Here is a 19,278-nt window from a genome sequence, read left to right on the forward strand (position 1 = left end):
AGCCGCTAAGCCTGATCGGGCGACAGGGTTGGCGGCACCAAGTGCCGCTCCAGCAGCACCGCCACGTGCACCGCCTCGCGCTGCGCGCCGTCGCCGATCTGGTGGCGGCAGCTGGTGCCGTCGGCCACCACGATGGCGTCGGGCCGCGCGCGGATCGCGGGCAGCAGGCTGGCCTCGGCCATCTGCATCGACACGTCGATGTGGCGCGCTTCGTAGCCGAAACTGCCCGCCATGCCGCAGCAGGAGCTTTCGATCAGCTCGGGCTCGGCGCCGGGAATGAGCCGCAGCACGTCCAATATCGGGCTCACCGCGCCGAAGGCTTTCTGGTGGCAGTGGCCGTGCAGCAGGATCGGCGCCGTGGCCGGCGTGAGCGCGAGCTTGAAGCGCCCGGCCTTGAGCTCGCGCGCAATGAACTCCTCGAACAGCAAAGCCTGCTTCGCCACGGTTTCGGCCTTCTTGCCGAAGCCCATCACCAGGGTTTCGTCGCGCAGCGTGAGCAGGCACGAAGGCTCGAGCCCGACGATGGGCACGCCGGCCTCGGCCAGCGGCCGGAGCGCGTCGATCAATGCTTCCGCACGGCGCTTGGCCTCGCCCACCATGCCGCTCGCCAGGAAGGTGCGGCCGCAGCAGTGGTGCCCGCCGCTCTTCTCGACCGTGTGCAGCGTGTAGCCCGCGGCCTTGAGCACGCGGGCCGCCGCCAGCGCGTTCTCGCTCTCGAAGGTGCCGTTGAAGGTGTCGACGAAGAGCACCGCCGCGCGGCCGCCGTTCGCCTGCACCGACAGCACGGCCTCGCGGCTGGCGAACATGCCGTGCAGCTCGGCCTTGGCGCGCCAGAAGGTGTCGGAGCGCCATTCGGGCAGCGACCGGCGCGCCGAAAGGCCCAGCAGCTTCTCGCCGAGCCAGGCCGCGCCGGGCACGGTGTTGCGCAGGTTCATGAGCCACGGCAGGCGGCTCGCCTTGTGCGCGTAGTCGGGCATGTGGGCCACCAGCCTGTCCTTGAGCGTGTGGCCGTGGCGCTTCTTGTAGTGGTCGAGAAACTCGATCTTCATCTTCGCCATGTCGACGCCGGTCGGGCAGTCGCGCTTGCAGCCCTTGCAGCCGACGCACAGGTCCATGGTCTCGTGCATCTCTTCGCTGGTGAAGGCATCGGCGCCGAGCTGGCCCGACAGCGCGAGCCGCAGCGTGTTGGCGCGTCCGCGCGTGAGGTGCCGCTCGTCGCGCGTCACGCGGTAGCTCGGGCACATGGTGCCGGCGTCGAACTTGCGGCAGTGGCCGTTGTTGTTGCACATCTCCACGGCCTTGGCGAGGCCGCCGGTGCTGTCGCCGCCGGTGCCGGGCGCGGTGGTCTTCTCGGTCACCGGGTCGGCGTTGACGTTCCAGGCCGACCAGTCGAGCACGGGCTTGAGCTCGATGCGCCGGTAGGGCCTGGGCGCGGTGGGCGGCGCAAAGCGCAGCAGCGAGGCATCGTCCATGCGCGGCGTATCGACGATCTTGCCGGGGTTGAACAGGTTGGCCGGATCGAGCTCGCGCTTGATGGCGCGGAAGGCCTCGTTGATGGCCGGACCGAACTGCCATTCGATCCACTCGCCGCGGCACAGGCCGTCGCCATGCTCGCCGCTGAAGGCGCCCTTGTACTTGCGCACCAGCGCCGCGGCTTCTTCCGCGATGGCGCGCATCTTGGCGCCGCCGTCGGTGCGCATGTCCAGGATCGGCCGCACGTGCAGCGTGCCGACCGAGGCATGCGCATACCAGGTGCCGCGGCTGCCGTACCTCGCAAACACCTCGGTCAGTGCATCGGTGTATTCGGCCAGGTGCTCGAGCGGCACGGCGCAGTCCTCGATGAAGCTCACCGGCTTGCCGTCGCCCTTCAGGCTCATCATGATGTTGAGGCCGGCCTTGCGCACTTCCCAGAGGTTCTTCTGGCGCGCGTCGTCGGGCATCTCGACCACGCTGCCGGGCAGGCCGAGGTCGCCCATCAGCTCGACCAGCTGCCTGAGCCGTGGCAGCAGCGCGGCCTTCTCGGCGCCGGCAAACTCGACCAGCAGGATGGCCGCGGGCTTGCCGATCAGCGCGGTTTCCACCGTGGGCTTGAAGGCCGGGTTGGCAAGGCTCAGCTCGATCATCGTGCGGTCGACCAGCTCCACCGCCGTGGGGCCCAGCTTCACGATGTGCTGCGCCGCATCCATGGCCGCATGGAAGGTCGGAAAGTTCACGATGCCCAGCACCTTGGCGCGCGGCAGCGGCGCGAGCTTGAGCGTGAGGCTCCGGGTGTAGGCCAGCGTGCCCTCGGCGCCGACCAGAAGGTGCGCGAGGTTCACGCTGCCGTCGGCGGTATAGGGGCGCTCGCTCTGGTTGTCGAAGATGTCGAGGTTGTAGCCCGCGACGCGGCGCAGCACCTTGGGCCAGTGGGCGTGGATCTGCTCGCGGTGCGCCAGCGCGAGCCCGTGCACGAACTTTGCGATGCCCGCCGCGCGGGCGCCCAGCGTGGATTGCGGGCCGAACCCCACCAGCTCGCCACTCGAGAGCCAGGCGCTCGCACCCAGTACGTTGTGCACCATGTTGCCGTAGGCGATGGAGCGCGAGCCGCAGGAGTTGTTGCCCGCCATGCCGCCCAGCGTGGCCTGTGCGCTGGTCGACACATCGACCGGATACCAGAGGCCGTGCGGCTTGAGCTGCGCATTCAGGTGGTCGAGCACCAGGCCGGGTTCGACGGTGGCGGTGCCCTCCTCCAGGTTCACGTCGAGCACGCGGCGGAAATGCTTGCTGTTGTCGATCACCAGCGCGGCGCCCGTGGTCTGGCCGCACTGGCTGGTGCCGCCGCCGCGCGCGAGCACCGGCACCTTCAGGTCGCGTGCGATGTCGATGGCGGTGGCAATGTCGCGTTCATTCGTCGGCACGAAGGCGCCGACCGGCGTGATCTGGTAGATCGACGCATCGGTGGCATAGCGGCCGCGCGAGCCGTCGTCGAACAGCACCTCGCCCTCGGTCTCGGCGCAGAGCCGCCGTGCGAGCAGCTCGCAGGTGTCGTTGGGCGGAAGAACGGTTCCGGCGGGCTGGATGTGGCTGGCGGGATCGACGCGCATGGTGGTGTGGCGAAGCTCAGCTCGCCTTGTGGGCCTGGGGATAGATCTGGCCGGTGCGCATCAGCTCCAGCACCGTGTCGCGCTTGCGCATCACGTGGGAGATGAGCACCTTGCGCATGCCGGCGGCATCGCGCGCGGCCAGCGCAACGATCATCTGCTCGTGCTCCTCGACCGCATGCTTCCACTTGGCATCGTTCTGGTTGGTGCGAAAGCGCAGCGACTGCACGCGGGCATTGATGGAGCGGTAGGCGCCGGACAGCACCGGGTTGCCCGCGGCCTCGTTGATGGCGGTGTGGATGCGCGCGTTGAGGCGGTAGTAGCCCGAGAGATCGCGCCGCGCGAAGCAGGCCATCATTTCGTAGTGCAGCGCGCGCACCTCGGCCAGTTCCTCGTCGGTGATGCGCTTGGCCGCGAGCTCGCCCGACATGCCTTCGAGCATGGCCAGCACCTCGAAGGTGTTGAGCACGTCGGCCTCGGTGAGCTTCACCGCCACCGCGCCGCGGTTGGGCAGCAGGTCGACCAGCCCTTCGGCCGCGAGCAGCTTGATGGCCTCGCGCAGCGGCGTGCGCGAGACGCGCAATTGAAGGCACAGCTCGCGCTCGTTGAGCTTGGCGCCGGGCGCGATGTGCCCTTCGACCAGCATCGTGCGCAGGCGCGAGGCGACCTGGTCGTGCAGCGCGAGGCGCGAGATTTCGATGATGTCTGCGGTCATTTCTGTTTCCCTTGAATGCATTTTGAATGCAAAAAACCACAGCCGCAATCCCATTAATTAAGGGTAAACCAGCATGTTTAAATCAGTTTTGAATGCAAAACTGAAAGCGAAAGGACAGTCCCATGCTGCAACTCGACATCCATCCCACCGGTCGCCACCTCCTCCAGATCCCCGGCCCGAGCCCGGTGCCCGACCGCATCCTGCGGGCCATGAGCCTGCCGACCATCGACCACCGCGGACCCGAGTTCGGCACGCTGGGGCTCAAGGTGCTCGGCGGCATCAAGCAGATCTTCAAGACGAAGCATCCGGTCGCGATCTACCCCGCTTCCGGCACCGGTGCCTGGGAGGCCGCGCTCGCCAACACGCTGAGCCCGGGCGACCACGTGCTGATGTACGAGACCGGCCATTTCGCATCGCTGTGGCAGAAGATGGCCACGCGGCTCGGCCTGTCGACCGAATTCCTCGCCTGGTCCGGCAAGGACGAGCAGCTGCCCGCCGCGCCCAGCTGGCGCCGCGGCGTGCAGGCCGACCTCATCGAGGCCCGCCTGCGCAAGGACACCGAAAAGAAGATCAAGGCCGTGTGCGTGGTGCACAACGAAACCTCCACCGGCGTCACTTCCGACATTGCCTCGGTGCGCAAGGCCATCGACGCGGCAGGCCACCCCGCGCTGCTGATGGTCGACAGCATCTCGGGCCTCGCGAGCGCCGATTTCCGGCACGACGAATGGGGCGTGGACGTCACCATCAGCGGCTCGCAGAAGGGCCTGATGCTGCCGCCGGGCATCAGCTTCAACGCGCTCTCGCCGCGCGCGCTCGAGGCCTCCAAGGGCGCGAAGCTGCCGCGCGCCTTCTGGGCCTGGGACGAGATCGTGGAGATGAACAAGGACGGCTACTGGCCCTACACGCCCAACACCAACCTGCTCTACGGCCTGTCGGAATCGCTCGACATGCTGCTGGGCGAAGGGCTGGACAACGTGTTCGCGCGCCACCAGCGCTGGGCCGCCGGCGTGCGTGCGGCGGTCGATGCCTGGGGCCTGCCGATCCAGTGCGCCGACCCGGCCGTGTATTCGCCCGTGCTCACCGGCGTGATCACGCCCGAAGGCGTGGATGCCGATGCGCTGCGCCGGCTCATCCACCAGCGCTTCGATCTTTCGCTGGGCACGGGCCTGGGCAAGCTCAAGGGCCGCATGTTCCGCATGGGCCACCTGGGCGACAGCAACGACCTGACGCTGGTGGCCATGGTCGCTGGCGTCGAAATGGGCATGAAGCTCAGCGGCATCAAGCTCGCGGGCAGCGGCGTGCAGGCCGCCATGGACCATTTCGCGAGCCATGCGGCGGCGCATGCCGGCCTGCAGAAGGCCGCCTAGCCGCAAGCACGCATCGAGCCCGGCACGCATCGGACCCACCACACAACGGAGACAAAGATGATGATGCAGAGACGTTCGCTGATCCAGGCCGCGGGAGCCGCAGCCGCCACGCTGGGCGTACCCCGGCTCTTCGCGCAGGAGTGGCCTTCGGGACCGGTGCGCATCGTGGTGGGCTTTCCGCCCGGCGGCGGCACCGATGCGCTCGCGCGCGTGGTGGCGCAGAAGCTCACGGTGATGTGGAACCAGCAGGTCATCGTCGAGAACAAGGGCGGCGTGGCCGGCGTGCTGGCAGCCGAATACGTGTCGCAGCAGCCCAGCGACGGCAGCACGCTGCTGATGGCGCACATCAACAGCCATGCGCTCGCGCCCAGCCTGCAGCCCAAGCTGCGCTACAGCGTGGAGCGCGACTTCGTGCCGATCGTGCTGGTGGGCGTCACGCCCAACCTGCTGATCGCGAGCCCGGCGCAGAAGGCGCTCACGGTGAACGACATCGTGGCCGCCTGTAAGGCCTCGCCCGGCACGGTGAGCTTCGGCTCCGCGGGCGCGGGCTCGGCGCAGCACCTGGCGCTGGAGATGTTCAAGCTGCAGGCCCGGGTCGATGCGCTGCACGTGCCCTACAAGGGCAGCGGCCCGCTGCTGGCCGACCTGATGGGCGGGCAGATCCAGTACAGCTTCGAGACCATGACCGCGGCCACGCCGCATGTGAAGAGCGGCCGCGTGCTGGCCGTGGCGCAAACGCGCACCAAGCGCGCCAAGGGCCACCCGGGCGTGCCGACGATGCAGGAGCAGGGCTTTGCGGGCTTCGAGGCCACCACCTGGTACGGGCTGGCAGGCCCGGGCAAGCTGCCGCCGGCGATTGCCGAGAAGGTGAACCGCGACGTCAATGCCGTGCTCGCGATGCCCGACGTGCAGGAAAAGCTCGACACCTACGGCGCGGAAGATGGCGGCGGGTCGCAGGACAAGTTCAAGCAGTTCATCTCGACTGAGATCACCAAGTGGGCGAAGGTGGTGAAGGACGGCAAGGTGCATGTCGATACTTGAAAGTTGACACGCTGTTGTTCGGGGGTGCGCTCCCGCCGACGGGGTACCTTGCTCCGCGAATGTCCCCCGCCTTCGGCTCCTCCTTTATTTCGCTGCGCAAGGCACCCCATCGACGGGAGCGTTGGACAGAGCACCGGTTGATCAGCGGTACACCAGCAGCGTGCCCTGGTGCACAGGGCATCGGGTGCTCCCCGCAGCGAAATCAAGGAGGAGGCCGCAGGCCGGGGGACATTCGCGGAGGGGAGTACCCGGTGATCTGTGCACACGCCCCGAACAACAGCGCCAAGAACAAAATCCCGAAGACACAAAAACACAAAAGCAGCGAAGACAATCCCTCCCATGACCCCTTCAATGACAGCCCTCGCCAACGCCCTGATCCAGGCCCGCCAAAGCAACCAGACGCTCGATGCCACGCCCTGGCTCAACACGCTGGAGACAGCCGACCAGGCCTATGAAGTGCAGGACGCCGTCGCTTCGGCGCTGGCCTGGTTCGGCGGCCAGGCCGTGCCCCGTTATTGGAAATCCGGCGGCGCCTCGCGCACCGCCACGCTCACGCATGCGCCGCTGCCCCCGGCCGGCGTGCGCACGGGCCCGGCGGATTTCAGCGACATGGCCTTTCACGTGCCTGGCATCGAGGCCGAGATCGCGCTGCGCCTCGGGCAGGACGTGACGCCCGCCATGGCCGCGAAGCTCGACCATGGCGATGCCGCTTCGCTCATCGATGCCATGGCCGTCTCGGTGGAAATCGTCGATTCGCGCTGGCAGGACCTGGCCGCCACGCCCGCCTTGCTGCGCCTTGCCGATTCGCAGGTGCATGGCGCGCTCGCCATCGGCGAGTGGCAGCCCTATGCGGCCGTCGACTGGGCTTCGCAGCGCTGCGAAACGAAGGTCGGCAGTGCCGACACCCTGGTGCGCGAAGGCACCCATCCGCTGGCCGACCCTGCGTGGCTGCTGCCGGTCTGGCTGCGCCACATCACGCGGCACGGGCAGGCCGCGCCGGCCGGCACCGTGGTCACCACCGGCTCGTGGGTCGGCATCGTGCCCTGCCGCCGCGGCGATCAGGTGGCGGTGGAGTTCGCGGGCATCGGCGCGCTGCGCTTGAGCGTGTAGCGCCCTCCTCCCACGCCCGAGTACGCCACCAGGAAGTCGAGCACCGCGCGCACGCGCGCCGGCAAGGTGCCGGCCTTGCCGATGTACACCGCGTGGATCGGCTCCACCTCGCCGGGGTTGAATTCCTCGAGCAGCGGCACCAGCCGGCCGGCATCGATGTCGTGCTGGATGTGGTACAGCGACAACCGCGCCACGCCCGCGCCGGCAATGGCCAGCTGGCGCAGGGTTTCGCCGTCGCCCGCGCGCACCGGCCCGGCCACGGGCACCGCAATCATTCGTCCATCGACACGCAGGGGCCAGTCGGGCGTGTTGCGGCGGTAGCTCCAGCCCAGGCGGTTGTGCGCCTCCAGTTCCTGCGGCGTGCGCGGCGTGCCGTACTTCGCAAGGTAGCCTGGCGAGGCCACGATGGACTGGCTGGTCTCGCCCAGGCGCCGCGCCACCAGGTCGGACGGCGGCAGCTGGCCCCAGCGGATCGCGATGTCTGCGCGCTCGTCCATCAGGTCGACGATGCGGTCGGTCAGCGCAATGTCCAGCGTGATCTGCGGATGCAGCTCGAGCAGGCGCGGCACCAGCGGCACCAGCTTGTGGTGCCCGAAGGACACGCTCGCGTTGATGCTCACGCGCCCGCGCGGCGCGGCACCCGCGGCGGCGCAGCGCTCGGCCTCGTCCATGTCGGCCAGCACGCGCGTGCTGCGCTCGTAGAAATGCAGGCCCTCGGGCGTGAGCTGCAGCTTGCGCGTGGAGCGGTACACCAGCTGGATGCCCAGCCGCAACTCGAGCCGCGCGACGAGCTTGCTCACGGCCGAGGGTGTCATGTCGAGCAGGCGCGCCGCCGCGGAAAAGCCACCGGCTTCGACCACCTGCACGAAGGCTTCCATTTCGCCGGAGCGGTTGACGTCGATGCGCGGCATGGCGGATGTCCTTGTCTGTGACTTCAATTCACAAGTGCGTGTAGCAGCGGCATTCTAGTCATCAAGACCGGATGCCCGCACAGTACAGGGCATCATGCCAATCGCTCTACTCGCCCTTACCGCCGGTGCCTTCGGAATAGGCACCACCGAATTCGTCATCATGGGCCTGCTGATGCAGGTCTCGGCGGATCTGCACGTCTCCATCACGGCCGCCGGCCTGCTGATCTCGGGCTATGCGCTCGGGGTGGCCGTGGGCGCGCCGATCCTGACCATCGCCACCCGCAAGCTGCCGCGCAAGACCGTGCTGCTCGCGCTGATGGCGATCTTCACGCTCGGCAACCTGGCCTGCGCGCTCGCGCCCAGCTACGAACTGCTGATGGCCGCGCGCGTGGTCACCTCGCTCGCGCACGGCACCTTCTTCGGCGTCGGCTCGGTCGTGGCCACCGGACTCGTGGCGCCGGAACGGCGCGCCTCGGCCATCGCCATCATGTTCACCGGCCTCACGGCCGCCACGCTGCTGGGCGTGCCCGCCGGTGCCTGGCTCGGGCTGCAGTACGGCTGGCGCGCCACCTTCTGGGCGGTGACGCTGATCGGCGTGCTGGCCTTTGCGGTGCTTGCCGTGTTCGTGCCCCGCGTCAAGGGCGAAGCCAGGCCGGCGCCGCTGCGCGAGGAGCTCGCGGTGCTCGCGCGGCCGCAGGTGCTGCTCGGCCTGGCGATGACGGTACTCGGCTTTGCGGGCGTGTTCGCGGTGTTCACCTACATCCAGCCCTTGCTGACGCAGGTCACGGGCCTGTCCGGATCGGCGGTGTCGCCGATCCTGCTGGTGTTCGGCGGCGGCCTGGCCGTGGGCAACATCCTCGGCGGCAGGCTGGCCGACAGGTCGACCATGCCGGCCGTGCTCGGCACGCTGGTGGCGCTGGCCGCGGTGCTCGGCGCGATGCAGTTCACCATCGGAACGCCGTTCGCAGCGGTGGTGTTCGTCGGCCTGCTCGGCATTGCTTCGTTTGCCACCGTGGCGCCGATGCAGCTGCGCGTGCTCGAGAAGGCCTCGGGCGCGGGCCAGAACCTGGCGTCGAGCCTCAACATCGCGGCCTTCAACCTGGGCAATGCGCTCGGCGCCTGGGTGGGCGGCGTGGTCATCGACCATGGCCCGGGCCTGCGTGCGCTCGGCTGGGTGGCCGCGCTGCTCACGCTCGTGGGGCTTGCGATCGCGCTCTGGAGCCGTGCGCTCGACCGGCGCGAAGGCGGCAATGCCGGGGCGGCCGATTGCGCGTCGGCCCGGGCCTGAACTCTCCATTCTTTTTTTCAACGACCACAAAGACACGACATCATGGAACAACGCTTTCTCGGCCGCTCCGGCTTCAAGGTTCCCGCACTCGGCTTCGGCGCCGGCACTTTCGGCGGACAGGGCCCGCTCTTCAGCGCCTGGGGCAACACCGACGTGGAGGGCGCACGCAGCATCGTCGACCTGGCGCTGGACGCCGGCGTGACGCTGTTCGACACGGCCGACGTGTATTCGAACGGCGCGTCGGAATCGATCCTCGGCGCCGCGCTCAAGGGCCGGCGCGGCAAGGCCATCATCTCGACCAAGCTCGCGCTGCGCGCCGGCGACGGGCCGAACGACGTCGGCGCCTCGCGCCACCACCTGATCGCCGCGACCGATGCCGCGCTCAAGCGCCTGGGCACCGACTACATCGACATCTTCCAGCTGCACGCCTTCGACGCGATGACGCCGGTCGAGATGGTGCTCGACACGCTCGACGACCTGGTGCGCGCCGGCAAGGTGCGGCTGATCGGCGCCTCGAACTTCTCGGGCTGGCAGCTGATGAAATCGCTCTCGGCCTCCGACCGGCTCGGGCTGCAGCGCTTCGTGGCCAACCAGACCTACTACTCGCTGATCGGACGCGACTACGAATTCGAGCTGATGCCGCTGGGCCTGGACCAGGGCCTGGGCGCCATCGTCTGGAGCCCGCTCGGCTGGGGCCGCCTGACCGGCAAGGTTCGCCGCGGCCAGCCGCTGCCCGCCGGAAGCCGCCTGCATGAAACCGCCGGCTTCGCGCCGCCCGTGGACGACGAGCGCCTGTACCGCGTGGTCGATGCGATGGACCAGGTGGCCGAGGAAACCGGCAAGACCTTGCCGCAGATCGCGCTCAACTGGCTGCTGCAGCGGCCCACCGTGTCGAGCGTGCTGATCGGCGCGCGCAACGAGGAGCAGCTCAAGCAGAACCTCGGCGCGCTCGGCTGGCAGCTCAGCGCGGACCAGATCCAGCGGCTCGATGCGGCCAGCGCGGTGACGCCGCCCTACCCTTACTACCCGTACTGGAACGGTCAGTTCGCCGAGCGCAGCCCGGTGGCCGTGTGAGCTGAGCGCGGCTCGGCGGCGAGCCGGTCCACCAGGCCGTCGACCTTCCGCTCCGCCTGCCGCAGCGACTCGGCCAGCTGCTCGCCGCCGAACTCGTCGCACTCCACCGCGGCCTCGAACACCTCGGTGATGCCGATGTAGCCGAACACCGAGCGCACCGTGCGCTCGGCATGGTTCAGGTGCGCGATGCGCCCGCCCAGGTCGTAGCCGTGGTCGCCGCGCGCGCCGAGCAGCACCATGCGCTTGCCCGCATCGGCGAGCATCGGCCAGTACGGCACCGCGCCGCGCGCACGGTCGAAGCCGAAGGTACGGCCCACGCGCACGATGTTGTCGATCCAGGCCTTGAACTGCGCGGGCACGCTGAAGTTGTACATCGGCAGGCCCACCACGATCAGGTCGGCGGCCACGAGCTGGTCGACCAGCCGGTCGCTCTCGGCCAGCGCATCGGCCATCCAGGGTTCGCGCTCGGCGGGCGCGGTGAAAGCGGCATGGATCCAGCGGGCATCGACATGCGCAGGCGGATGCTGGCCCACGTCGAGGTAGTCGACGCGGTCGTCCGGCCGCGCCTCGCGCCAGCGCTCGACAAACCGCGCGGACAACCGGCGCGTGTGCGAGCCATGGGGATCGATGCCGGAGCGGCCCGGACGGGCACTGGCGTCGATGTGAAGAAGGTTCATTGTGTTCATGGATGAATTTCCCTGTTCTGTCTTGCGCTGCCACAATGGCGGTACAGGTCTCTAATCTAGAGACGTAGACGACCTCCGGCAAACGATCATTTCTCCATCGATGAACGAGATTGGCTCATCCGTGCGGCGCCCCCGGCGCCTGCCGCCCCTGCTCTCGTTGCGGGCCTTCGAAGCGGCGGCCGCGCACCTGAGCTTCCAGCGCGCGGCGCTCGAGCTGTCGGTCACGCCCTCGGCCATCAGCCACCAGGTGCGCGCGCTCGAAGACACGCTGGGCCGGCCGCTGTTCCGCCGGCTCACGCGGCAGCTCGCGCTGACGCCCGCGGGCGAGCGCCTGTTCGACGACCTGCGCGCGGGTTTCGACGCGCTCGAGGCCGGCGTCGAAAGACTGCGCCAGCCGTCGGCCCCGCAGGCCGTCACGCTCACCACCAACACCGCCTTCGCGGCCCGCTGGGTGCTGCCGCGCATGGCGGCCTTTCGCAAGGCCTGCCCCGGCATCGAGCTGCGGCTGCATGCGAGCGACACGCTGGTCGACCTGGCGCGCGGCGGCGCCGACATCGCCGTGCGCTCAGGCAGCGGCAACTGGCCGGGCCTGGTGTCGCGCGAGCTGATGCCCGAGCGCTACGCCCCGCTGTGCAGCCCGATGCTGGGCCTGAAGCGCGCGGCCGATCTGCCGAAGCACGAGCTGATCCATTGCGACTGGCGGCCCGGCGCAGCGGCGCCCGCGCTGTGGCCGCGGTGGTTCAAGGAAGCCGGCATCGCGCCGCCCCGCGGCCGGTCGATGAAGGCCGCGGGCCTGTCGTTCTCGGACGAGACCCACGCCATCCTTGCCGCGCTCGCGGGCCACGGCGTGGCGCTCCTGAGCCTCACGCTCGCAGCCGAGGAACTGCGCAGCGGCGCGCTGGTGCAGCCCTTCGGCCCGGCGCTCGACACGGGCAGCTACTTTCTCGCGGTGGCCGCCGGGCATGAGGGCGAGCCTGCAGTGCGCACTGTATGGGAGTGGATTGCTTCGCAGGCTGCCTGAGGGTTGGCGCAAGGCCGCTGTTCAGGGTGCGCTCCCGCCGACGGGGTACCTTGCTCCGCGAATGTCCCCCGCGCTTCGCGCTCCTCCTTGATTTCGCTGCGCAAGGCACCCCATCGACGGGAGCGTTATGCGGAGCGGTCGTTGATCAGCGATACACAACGAGCGTGCCCAGTGCACAGGGCATCGGGTGCTCCCCGCAGCGAAATCAAGGAGGAGGCCGCAGGCCGGGGGACATTCGCGGAGGGGAGTACCCGGTGGCCTGTGCACGCGCCATGAACAAGAACAACGGCGCCCCGAACAACAGCGCCACGAAACAAAGCATCACCCCGCGCGCAGCTGCTCCCGCAACTTCTGCCCGATCTCCGGCCGCTCGAGGAACGGGTCGGCCGGGTTCTTGACCGCCACGATGTTCTCCATGCGGCTCCTCACGTTGCCCAGCGCCTTCGGGTGGCTGAACACATAGAACTGGTTGTCGCTGATCGCGTCGAACACCTTCGCCGCCACTTCGGCCGCCGTGATCTTGCCGCTGCTCACCGCCTTGTTGCTCATGGCCTGGCCGATCAGCTGGCTCTTGGTGAGCTCGGTTTCCTTGGGCGCGTTCGGGCGGTTGCGCTCGCTGCTCGTGATGCCGGTCGGCACGAAGTACGGGCACAGGAGGCTCGCGCCGATCTGGTCGGTGACCAGCGTCAGGTCCTGGTACAGCGTCTCGGTCAGGCTCACCACCGCGGCTTTCGCTGCGTTGTAGATGCCCATGTTGGGCGGCGTGAGCAAGCCCGCCATGCTGGCCGTGTTGGTGATGTGGCCGCGGTAGGCCGGGTCCTTGGCGGCGGCCTCGAGCATCATCGGCGTGAACAGGCGCACGCCGTGGATCACGCCCCACAGGTCCACGCCCAGCACCCACTCCCAGTCGGCCACGGTGTTCTCCCACACCAGGCCGCCCGCGCCCACGCCGGCGTTGTTGAACACGAAGTGCGGCGCGCCGAAGCGCTCCTTCACCGCAAGGGCCAGGGCTTCCATCTGCGCGGCGTCCGACACGTCGACCTTGCGCGCGAGCACCTGCGCGCCGGCGGCTTCCATCTCGGCGCGGGCCTTGTCGAGCGCGTCCTGCTGCACGTCGACCAGCACGAGGTTCATGCCGCGCGCAGCGCCGATGCGCGCGCATTCGAGGCCGAAGCCCGAACCCGCGCCGGTGAGTACGGCCGTCTTGCCCTTGAAGTCCTGAATCATTTGCCGGTGTCCTTCTTGCGTTGAATGTCTCTGACTGAGCTTGGAGCCGCTATTGAAATACGGAACGCGCCGCAGCGCAGTCACGAAGGTGCCCCATGCCGGCGCTTCTGCTTCTTCTTCAGGCCTCTGCCTTCTTCAGCACATAGCCGATGCGCGGGAAGTGCACGTGCACCGTGCCCACGCGCTCGTGGCTGCGCTCCAGCGTGTAGTGCGTGCGCGTGGCGGCCACCAGCGTGCCGGGGGTTTCCTCCAGGCCGAAGCTCTCGGCGCGAACCGTGACCGCGCTGCCCAGCGCAATGCCGTGGTCGTCCTGGAAGGTGCTGTCTGTCAGCAGCGTGTGCGGCGTGCCGGCCTTGGCGATGGCGATGGCTTCGTCCGAGCTGGATTTTTCGATGCTGCCGTGGCCGATGGCGGCCATGCGGTCCATCCAGTCGACGACCGCGGGCGTGAGGTCGAGGATGCCGCGCACCGAGTCGATGCGGCGCGTGTACCAGAGCGGGTGGTAGACCGAGAAGTCGGCAATGCACGGCACCTCGCCCAGCAGGTAGGGCTTGTCGTCGAGCATGTCGGACAGGCGGCGCAGGTACGACTTGTACGCGCTGGTGGCATCGGCCGGACGCAGCCGCGTCATGTTGCCCGTGCTCATCTTCGCGCGGTCTTCGCCGAAGGCCTTGGCGGCTTCGGGCGGCGCTTTCGCAAACAGCTCGGCCGCGCCGCGGGGCTGCATGCTCCAGGCCATAGCGGCCCAGAACAGCGTGGTGTCGGCCCACTGCGCGAGGATGCGCGACATGCCTTTTTCGGGCTCGGGGTAGAGCGTGGCTTCGGGCTGCAGGTGCTCGAGCACGTCGGCGATCAGTGCGCTGTCGCAGTAGATGTCGGCGCCGATCTGCAGGAACGGCGTCTTGCGGTAGCCGCCCGTGAGCACCTCCACGTCGGGCTTGGGCATGACGGGCGGAATGAGCACGGACTTCCACGCCAGCTTCTTGGCGCCAAGGATGAGCCGCACCTTCTCGGAGAACGGCGAGGTGTTGTAGTGGTGCAGGATGAGTTCGGCCATGTGCTGGTTTCCCGTGGATGAAATGTTGGAGCTCAGCGCGGCTGCGCGCGCTCGATGATCGAATCGAAATCGGTGCCCGCGCCCAGCGTGCCAAAGGCATTGCCCCAGTCGCCGCCCAGCCGCGATGCGCAGAAGGCGCCCACGACGGCCGGCGGCGCGGTCTGTGCGAGCAATGCCGCCTGCACCGCCAGGGCCACGTCCTGCGCGAGGCGCCGCGCCTCGGCCTCGGACGCCATGGCCTCGATGCGTGCCGGCAGCGCGTCGGCCAGGCGGTCGAGCGCCGCATGCTGGCCGCGCGCGGGCGCCAGCTCCTTGGCCAATGCGGCCACCGCATCGCCCTTGCGCAGGCCGCGCAGCAGGTCGAGCGCCATGATGTTGCCGGCGCCTTCCCAGATCGAGTTGAGCGGCATCTCGCGGTAGATGCGCGCCATGATGCCCTCGCCGCCCTCTTCCACATAGCCGTTGCCGCCGAGGCATTCCATGGCTTCCTGGGCGAAGTGGCTGCCGCGCTTGCAGATCCAGAACTTGGCGACCGGCGTGAGCAGGCGCGCCATCAGGCGCTCGTGCTCGTCGGCCTGCCGGTCGAAGGCGCGCGCGAGGCGAATGGCCAGCGCGGTGGAGGCCTCGCTTTCGAGCGCGAGGTCGGCCAGCACGTTCTTCATGAGCGGCTGCCCGATCAGCGGCTTGCCGAAGGCCATGCGCTGGCTCGCATGGTTGAGCGCGATGCCGAGCGCCTGCCGCATCAGGCCGCTGGTGCCCAGCGCGCAGTCGAGCCGGGTCATGGTGCCCATCTCGAGGATCTGCGGAATGCCGCGGCCCTCTTCGCCCACGAGCCAGGCGCTGGCGCCGTGGAACTCGACCTCGGAGCTTGCATTGGCCTTGTTGCCGAGCTTGTCCTTCAGGCGCTGGATGTGGATGGCATTGCGGCTGCCGTCGGGCAGCACGCGCGGCAGGAAGAAGCAGCTCAGGCCGGCCGGCGCCTGCGCGAGCACCAGGAAGGCATCGCACATCGGCGCCGAGAAGAACCACTTGTGGCCGGTGATCGCGTAGCGCTCGCCCCAGGCGTCGCTGCCGTCGCGCACGGCCTGCGTGGTGTTGGCGCGCACGTCGGAGCCGCCCTGCTTCTCGGTCATGCCCATGCCCATGGTCAGGCCGGGCTTGTCCTTGAACGAAGCGAGCGCGGGGTCGTACCAGAGGCTGCCGAGCTTCGGGCCCCAGTCGGCGTACACGGCGGCATTGCTGCGCAGCGCCGGCGTGGCGGCGTAGGTCATCGAGACCGGGCAAAGGATCGATGGCTCCAGCTCGGTGAAGAGCATGAAGCCGGCCGCCCGCAGCACGTGCGGCGAGGCCGAAGTGCCCGTCCAGGGCGTGCCGTGCAGGCCTGCGCCCACGGCGGCGGCCATGAGCACGTGATAGCTCGGGTGGAACTCCACCTCGTCGATGCGCCGGCCGAAGCGGTCGTGCGTGTGCAGTTCGGGCGGGTGGGTGTTGGCGAGCCGCGCATGCGCCTGCATCTCGGCCGAGCCGATGGTTGCGCCCAGCTCGCTCAGCTGCGCGAGCTGAAGCGATGGCGCATTGAACTTCAACGCATCGCGCAGGGGCCGGTTGGTTTCGAAGAGGTTGTAGCCCACCAGCGGCTCGGGCTGGTTGAACACCTCGTGCGTCGTTTCCATAAACCGGCCTCCTTGCCGTGCGTTCAGCTCATTCAGATCAGCTTGACGAGCTGCTTGCCGAAATTCTTGCCCTTGAGCAAACCCAGGAAGGCCTCAGGGGCAGCCGCTATGCCTTGCGCCACCGACTCGCGCGGCCTGAGCTTGCCGCTGGCCACCAGCGCACCGAGCTCGGCCAGCGCCTCGGGCCACACTTCCATGTGCTCGCTCACGATGAAGCCTTCGATCTTCATGCGGTTGATGAGGATCAGCGCCGGGTTCGCGAGCGGCAGCGGCTGGCCGTCGTAGCCCGCGATCATTCCGCACAGCGCCACGCGCGAGAAGGCATTGGCGCGCAGCAGCACGGCGTCGAAGATGTAGCCGCCCACGTTCTCGAAATAGCCGTCGATGCCATTCGGGCAGGCTTCCTTGAGCGCGGCGCTCATGCTCTTGGCGTCGGGGTGCTGGCGGTAGTCGATGCAGGCATCGAAGCCGAGCTCGTCGGTCACGTACTTGCACTTGTCCGGCCCGCCCGCAATGCCCACCACGCGGCAGCCGCGCGCCTTGGCCAATGCACCGAAGGCACTGCCGACCGCGCCGCTGGCGGCCGTGACCACCATCGTCTCGCCGGCCTTCGGCGCAATGATCTTCACGAGGCCGTACCAGGCCGTGACGCCCGGCATGCCGACCGCGCCGAGGTAGTGCGACAGCGGCACCTGCGTGGTGTCGACCTTCTTGAGCGCGCCGGGCTGCGAGGCATCGACCACGCTGTATTCCTGCCAGCCGCCGAAGCCCACCACCTTGTCGCCGACCGCGTACTTGGGGTGCTTGCTCTCGACCACTTCGCCGGCCGTGCCGCCCTGCATGACCTGGCCCAGCGGCTGCGGCTGGGCGTAGCTCTTGGAATCGTTCATGCGACCGCGCATGTAGGGGTCGAGGCTCATGTAATGGTGGCGCACCAGCACCTGGTTGTCCTTGAGCGCGGGCGTCTCGGCGGTCACGAGCTTGAAGTTGCCGGCAACGGCTTCGCCTTCGGGGCGGTTGTCGAGGTGGATCTGCTTGTTGGTGGGCATGGGGGTCTCCGGGAAAATGCAATCAATCGGTGGAAGGTGGGCGCATCGCATTGGCGCTCGCGGGGCCGGTGGGCAGGCGGCGCTTCACGTACTTGAAGGTGCCGGTGGCGTGCGCGCACACGCGCTCCAGTTCGTCGTAGATCTTGGCCTCGGTGAAGGCCAGCGTCGCGGTGCGGTGGATCAGCGTGCCGCGCGCATGCAGCGGACCGACCGAAGGCTGCATGAAGCTGGTCTTCATCTCGATGGTGACCACGCCGGTCTCGGGCGCCACGCTGCGCGCGGCGGCCGCCATGGTGATGTCGAGCAGCGTCATGCAGGCGCCGCCGTGCGTCACGTCGAAGGTGTTGAGATGTTCGGGCTTGGCGGTGTAGATGATCTCGGACTCGCCGCCCTCGAACTTGGTGAGCTCGAAGCCCAGGTGCCGCGCGAACGGGATCTGGCTCGTGTAGGAGAGGATGTTGATGTCGGTGGAATCGGGGGAAGGCATCTCAGGTTTGCTTTGCGTGTCGTGTTGTGGGGTTCATGTGTTCGGGGCGCTGTTGTTCTTGTTCGGGGCGCGTGCACAGGCCACCGGGTACTCCCCTCCGCGAATGTCCCCCGGCCTGCGGCCTCCTCCTTGATTTCGCTGCGGGGAGCACCCGATGCCCTGTGCACCTGGGCACGTTCGTTGTGCATCGCTGAGTAACGACCGCTCCGCATGACGCTCCCGCTGATGGGGTGCCTTGCGCAGCGAAATCAAGGAGGAGCGCGAAGCGCGGGGGACATTCGCGGAGCAAGGTACCCCGTCGGCGGGAGCGCGCCCCGAATGCCTTACAACTCGGCAAGTCAAAGCGCGAGCCCTCTAGGCCCCGAGCACCACGCTCACACCACCATCCACCGCCAGCCACTGGCCGGTAATGTGCTTGCCCGCATCGCTCGCATACAGCAGCGTCAAGCCCTTCAGGTCTTCGTCGTCGCCAAGCCGCCCGAGCGGCGCATGCGAGGCCATCTTTTCCTCGCCAAGCGACTTGATCAGCCCGGCCGCCATCTTGGTCATGAAGAAACCCGGGCAGATCGCGTTCACGTTGATGTTGTACTTGCCCCATTCGGCGGCCAGCGTGCGCGTGAAGCCGATCACCGCGGTCTTGGAGGTGTTGTAAGCCAGCGTCTGCATCTCGGGCGGGTTGCCATTGAGGCCCGCGATCGAGGCGATGTTGATGATGCGGCCCGTCTTCTTCGGGATCATGTAGCCGTTGGCCACATGCTGCGAGAGGATGAAATAGCCGCGCACATTGAGGTTCATCACCTTGTCCCAGGCCTCGACCGGATGGCTCTCGGCCGGCGCGCCCCAGCTGGCGCCCGCGTTGTTCACGAGGATGTCGATCGCGCCCATGCGCTGCAGCGTCTCGTCGGCCAGGCGGCGCGTGTCTTCTTCCTTCGAGCAGTCAGCGGCGATCCAGCGCGCGTCGATGCCGGCCGTTTGCAGCTCGGCCGCGGCCTGCTCCAGGTCGTCGGCCTTGCGCGAGCTCAGCATGATCTTTGCGCCGGCCTCGCCGAGGGCATGCGCCATCTGCAGGCCCAGGCCGCGCGAGCCGCCGGTGATGAGGGCGGTCTTGCCGCTGAGGTCGAGCAGTTTTTGGATGGTGCGGGCGGTCATGGGAAAGTCTCCGTTGTTCGGTTTGGAATGTTCAGGCGATGTAGTCCATGCACTGGCGCGCTTCGCGCACCGCGCCGATGAAGGGCTTCAGCGCCACGTGCTGCGGATGGTCCGCATAGGCCGCGAGCGCGGCCGCGTCGGTGAATTCCGAATACAGGACCAGATCGCAGGTCGCTTCGAGCCCGGGCTGGGCAACGGCCACCTCGAAACGCAAGGTGCCGGGCGACAGCCTGGCGCAGGCGTCGAGCAGCGCCTTGGCCTTCAGCAGGTTGGTCGCCTTGTCGGCGCCTTCGGCATGTTCCTTGAACTTCCACATCACGATGTGCTTGAGCATGGTCTGCCT

Annotated in this window: 17 protein-coding genes; 6 read left to right on the forward strand and 11 right to left on the reverse strand. The window is 68.3% G+C overall.

Annotation, left to right across the window (positions count from 1 at the left end):
* Positions 1 to 5: 5 nt before the first annotated feature.
* Together AC1DMS_RS03615 and AC1DMS_RS03620 are read right to left on the reverse strand one after the other, a co-directional pair.
* Positions 6 to 3,083 carry an FAD-binding and (Fe-S)-binding domain-containing protein gene (locus tag AC1DMS_RS03615; protein ID WP_478180669.1) on the reverse strand — a complete coding sequence of 1,026 codons (3,078 nt, stop codon included), beginning with the start codon at positions 3,081 to 3,083 and terminating at the stop codon, positions 6 to 8.
* 16 nt (positions 3,084 to 3,099) lie between these two features.
* On the reverse strand, positions 3,100 to 3,795 hold the full coding sequence (locus AC1DMS_RS03620; RefSeq protein ID WP_478180670.1) for a GntR family transcriptional regulator: 696 nt from the start codon (positions 3,793 to 3,795) through the stop codon (positions 3,100 to 3,102).
* A 122-nt stretch (positions 3,796 to 3,917) separates the two neighbouring features.
* On the opposite strand from AC1DMS_RS03620, the gene AC1DMS_RS03625 reads away from it, so the two are divergent.
* The 3 genes from AC1DMS_RS03625 (at position 3,918) to AC1DMS_RS03635 (ending at position 7,313) form a co-directional block, all read left to right on the forward strand.
* Positions 3,918 to 5,162 carry a pyridoxal-phosphate-dependent aminotransferase family protein gene (locus tag AC1DMS_RS03625; protein WP_478180671.1) on the forward strand — a complete coding sequence of 415 codons (1,245 nt, stop codon included), beginning with the start codon at positions 3,918 to 3,920 and terminating at the stop codon, positions 5,160 to 5,162.
* Positions 5,163 to 5,219: 57 nt separating this feature from the next.
* Positions 5,220 to 6,203 (forward strand): Bug family tripartite tricarboxylate transporter substrate binding protein, encoded by a 984-nt coding sequence (locus AC1DMS_RS03630; RefSeq protein ID WP_436287731.1) that lies wholly within the window; start codon positions 5,220 to 5,222, stop codon positions 6,201 to 6,203.
* Positions 6,204 to 6,554: 351 nt separating this feature from the next.
* Positions 6,555 to 7,313 carry a fumarylacetoacetate hydrolase family protein gene (locus AC1DMS_RS03635; protein ID WP_478180672.1) on the forward strand — a complete coding sequence of 253 codons (759 nt, stop codon included), beginning with the start codon at positions 6,555 to 6,557 and terminating at the stop codon, positions 7,311 to 7,313.
* Here AC1DMS_RS03635 and AC1DMS_RS03640 read toward each other — a convergent pair.
* On the reverse strand, positions 7,262 to 8,224 hold the full coding sequence (locus AC1DMS_RS03640) for a LysR family transcriptional regulator (RefSeq protein WP_478180673.1): 963 nt from the start codon (positions 8,222 to 8,224) through the stop codon (positions 7,262 to 7,264). The genes AC1DMS_RS03635 and AC1DMS_RS03640 overlap by 52 nt on opposite strands.
* A 94-nt stretch (positions 8,225 to 8,318) precedes the next feature.
* Between AC1DMS_RS03640 and AC1DMS_RS03645 the strand changes: the two genes are divergently transcribed.
* Complete coding sequence (locus AC1DMS_RS03645) at positions 8,319 to 9,512, forward strand: MFS transporter (protein WP_478180674.1); 1,194 nt, start codon at positions 8,319 to 8,321, stop codon at positions 9,510 to 9,512.
* A gap of 42 nt (positions 9,513 to 9,554) precedes the next feature.
* Positions 9,555 to 10,586 carry an aldo/keto reductase gene (locus tag AC1DMS_RS03650; RefSeq protein WP_478180675.1) on the forward strand — a complete coding sequence of 344 codons (1,032 nt, stop codon included), beginning with the start codon at positions 9,555 to 9,557 and terminating at the stop codon, positions 10,584 to 10,586.
* On the opposite strand, the gene AC1DMS_RS03655 is transcribed toward AC1DMS_RS03650, so the two are convergent.
* Positions 10,553 to 11,272: an FMN-dependent NADH-azoreductase gene (locus AC1DMS_RS03655; RefSeq protein ID WP_478180676.1), complete on the reverse strand. Its 720-nt coding sequence runs from the start codon at positions 11,270 to 11,272 to the stop codon at positions 10,553 to 10,555. The genes AC1DMS_RS03650 and AC1DMS_RS03655 overlap by 34 nt on opposite strands.
* A 100-nt stretch (positions 11,273 to 11,372) precedes the next feature.
* On the opposite strand from AC1DMS_RS03655, the gene AC1DMS_RS03660 reads away from it, so the two are divergent.
* Entirely contained in the window at positions 11,373 to 12,293 is a 921-nt protein-coding gene (locus AC1DMS_RS03660; protein ID WP_478180677.1) for a LysR substrate-binding domain-containing protein, read from the forward strand.
* Positions 12,294 to 12,614: 321 nt separating this feature from the next.
* On the opposite strand, the gene AC1DMS_RS03665 is transcribed toward AC1DMS_RS03660, so the two are convergent.
* From AC1DMS_RS03665 to AC1DMS_RS03695, 7 genes are all read right to left on the reverse strand, one after another.
* Positions 12,615 to 13,520, reverse strand: a complete 906-nt coding sequence (locus AC1DMS_RS03665; protein WP_012748016.1) for an SDR family oxidoreductase — start codon at positions 13,518 to 13,520, stop codon at positions 12,615 to 12,617.
* A 118-nt stretch (positions 13,521 to 13,638) separates the two neighbouring features.
* Positions 13,639 to 14,577, reverse strand: a complete 939-nt coding sequence (locus AC1DMS_RS03670; RefSeq protein WP_478180678.1) for a glutathione S-transferase family protein — start codon at positions 14,575 to 14,577, stop codon at positions 13,639 to 13,641.
* Positions 14,578 to 14,609: 32 nt separating this feature from the next.
* On the reverse strand, positions 14,610 to 16,250 hold the full coding sequence (locus AC1DMS_RS03675) for an isovaleryl-CoA dehydrogenase (RefSeq protein WP_478180679.1): 1,641 nt from the start codon (positions 16,248 to 16,250) through the stop codon (positions 14,610 to 14,612).
* Between the two features lie 32 nt (positions 16,251 to 16,282).
* Positions 16,283 to 17,299, reverse strand: a complete 1,017-nt coding sequence (locus AC1DMS_RS03680; RefSeq protein WP_012748019.1) for an NADP-dependent oxidoreductase — start codon at positions 17,297 to 17,299, stop codon at positions 16,283 to 16,285.
* A 22-nt stretch (positions 17,300 to 17,321) separates the two neighbouring features.
* Positions 17,322 to 17,786 (reverse strand): PaaI family thioesterase, encoded by a 465-nt coding sequence (locus tag AC1DMS_RS03685; protein ID WP_012748020.1) that lies wholly within the window; start codon positions 17,784 to 17,786, stop codon positions 17,322 to 17,324.
* Between the two features lie 354 nt (positions 17,787 to 18,140).
* Positions 18,141 to 18,935: an SDR family oxidoreductase gene (locus tag AC1DMS_RS03690; RefSeq protein ID WP_027729638.1), complete on the reverse strand. Its 795-nt coding sequence runs from the start codon at positions 18,933 to 18,935 to the stop codon at positions 18,141 to 18,143.
* A 31-nt stretch (positions 18,936 to 18,966) separates the two neighbouring features.
* On the reverse strand, positions 18,967 to 19,269 hold the full coding sequence (locus tag AC1DMS_RS03695; RefSeq protein ID WP_027729639.1) for a Dabb family protein: 303 nt from the start codon (positions 19,267 to 19,269) through the stop codon (positions 18,967 to 18,969).
* Positions 19,270 to 19,278 lie beyond the last annotated feature (9 nt).

This window comes from Variovorax sp. 05T418 (assembly GCF_056396385.1).

Bases quoted from the DNA above. Each gene is read 5' to 3' on its own strand.
- AC1DMS_RS03615 (WP_478180669.1), bottom strand. From the start codon at position 3,083: ATGCGCGTCGATCCCGCCAGCCACATCCAGCCCGCCGGAACCGTTCTT.
- AC1DMS_RS03620 (WP_478180670.1), bottom strand. From the start codon at position 3,795: ATGACCGCAGACATCATCGAAATCTCGCGCCTCGCGCTGCACGACCAG.
- AC1DMS_RS03625 (WP_478180671.1), top strand. From the start codon at position 3,918: ATGCTGCAACTCGACATCCATCCCACCGGTCGCCACCTCCTCCAGATC.
- AC1DMS_RS03630 (WP_436287731.1), top strand. From the start codon at position 5,220: ATGATGATGCAGAGACGTTCGCTGATCCAGGCCGCGGGAGCCGCAGCC.
- AC1DMS_RS03635 (WP_478180672.1), top strand. From the start codon at position 6,555: ATGACAGCCCTCGCCAACGCCCTGATCCAGGCCCGCCAAAGCAACCAG.
- AC1DMS_RS03640 (WP_478180673.1), bottom strand. From the start codon at position 8,224: ATGCCGCGCATCGACGTCAACCGCTCCGGCGAAATGGAAGCCTTCGTG.
- AC1DMS_RS03645 (WP_478180674.1), top strand. From the start codon at position 8,319: ATGCCAATCGCTCTACTCGCCCTTACCGCCGGTGCCTTCGGAATAGGC.
- AC1DMS_RS03650 (WP_478180675.1), top strand. From the start codon at position 9,555: ATGGAACAACGCTTTCTCGGCCGCTCCGGCTTCAAGGTTCCCGCACTC.
- AC1DMS_RS03655 (WP_478180676.1), bottom strand. From the start codon at position 11,272: ATGAACACAATGAACCTTCTTCACATCGACGCCAGTGCCCGTCCGGGC.
- AC1DMS_RS03660 (WP_478180677.1), top strand. From the start codon at position 11,373: ATGAACGAGATTGGCTCATCCGTGCGGCGCCCCCGGCGCCTGCCGCCC.
- AC1DMS_RS03665 (WP_012748016.1), bottom strand. From the start codon at position 13,520: ATGATTCAGGACTTCAAGGGCAAGACGGCCGTACTCACCGGCGCGGGT.
- AC1DMS_RS03670 (WP_478180678.1), bottom strand. From the start codon at position 14,577: ATGGCCGAACTCATCCTGCACCACTACAACACCTCGCCGTTCTCCGAG.
- AC1DMS_RS03675 (WP_478180679.1), bottom strand. From the start codon at position 16,250: ATGGAAACGACGCACGAGGTGTTCAACCAGCCCGAGCCGCTGGTGGGC.
- AC1DMS_RS03680 (WP_012748019.1), bottom strand. From the start codon at position 17,299: ATGCCCACCAACAAGCAGATCCACCTCGACAACCGCCCCGAAGGCGAA.
- AC1DMS_RS03685 (WP_012748020.1), bottom strand. From the start codon at position 17,786: ATGCCTTCCCCCGATTCCACCGACATCAACATCCTCTCCTACACGAGC.
- AC1DMS_RS03690 (WP_027729638.1), bottom strand. From the start codon at position 18,935: ATGACCGCCCGCACCATCCAAAAACTGCTCGACCTCAGCGGCAAGACC.
- AC1DMS_RS03695 (WP_027729639.1), bottom strand. From the start codon at position 19,269: ATGCTCAAGCACATCGTGATGTGGAAGTTCAAGGAACATGCCGAAGGC.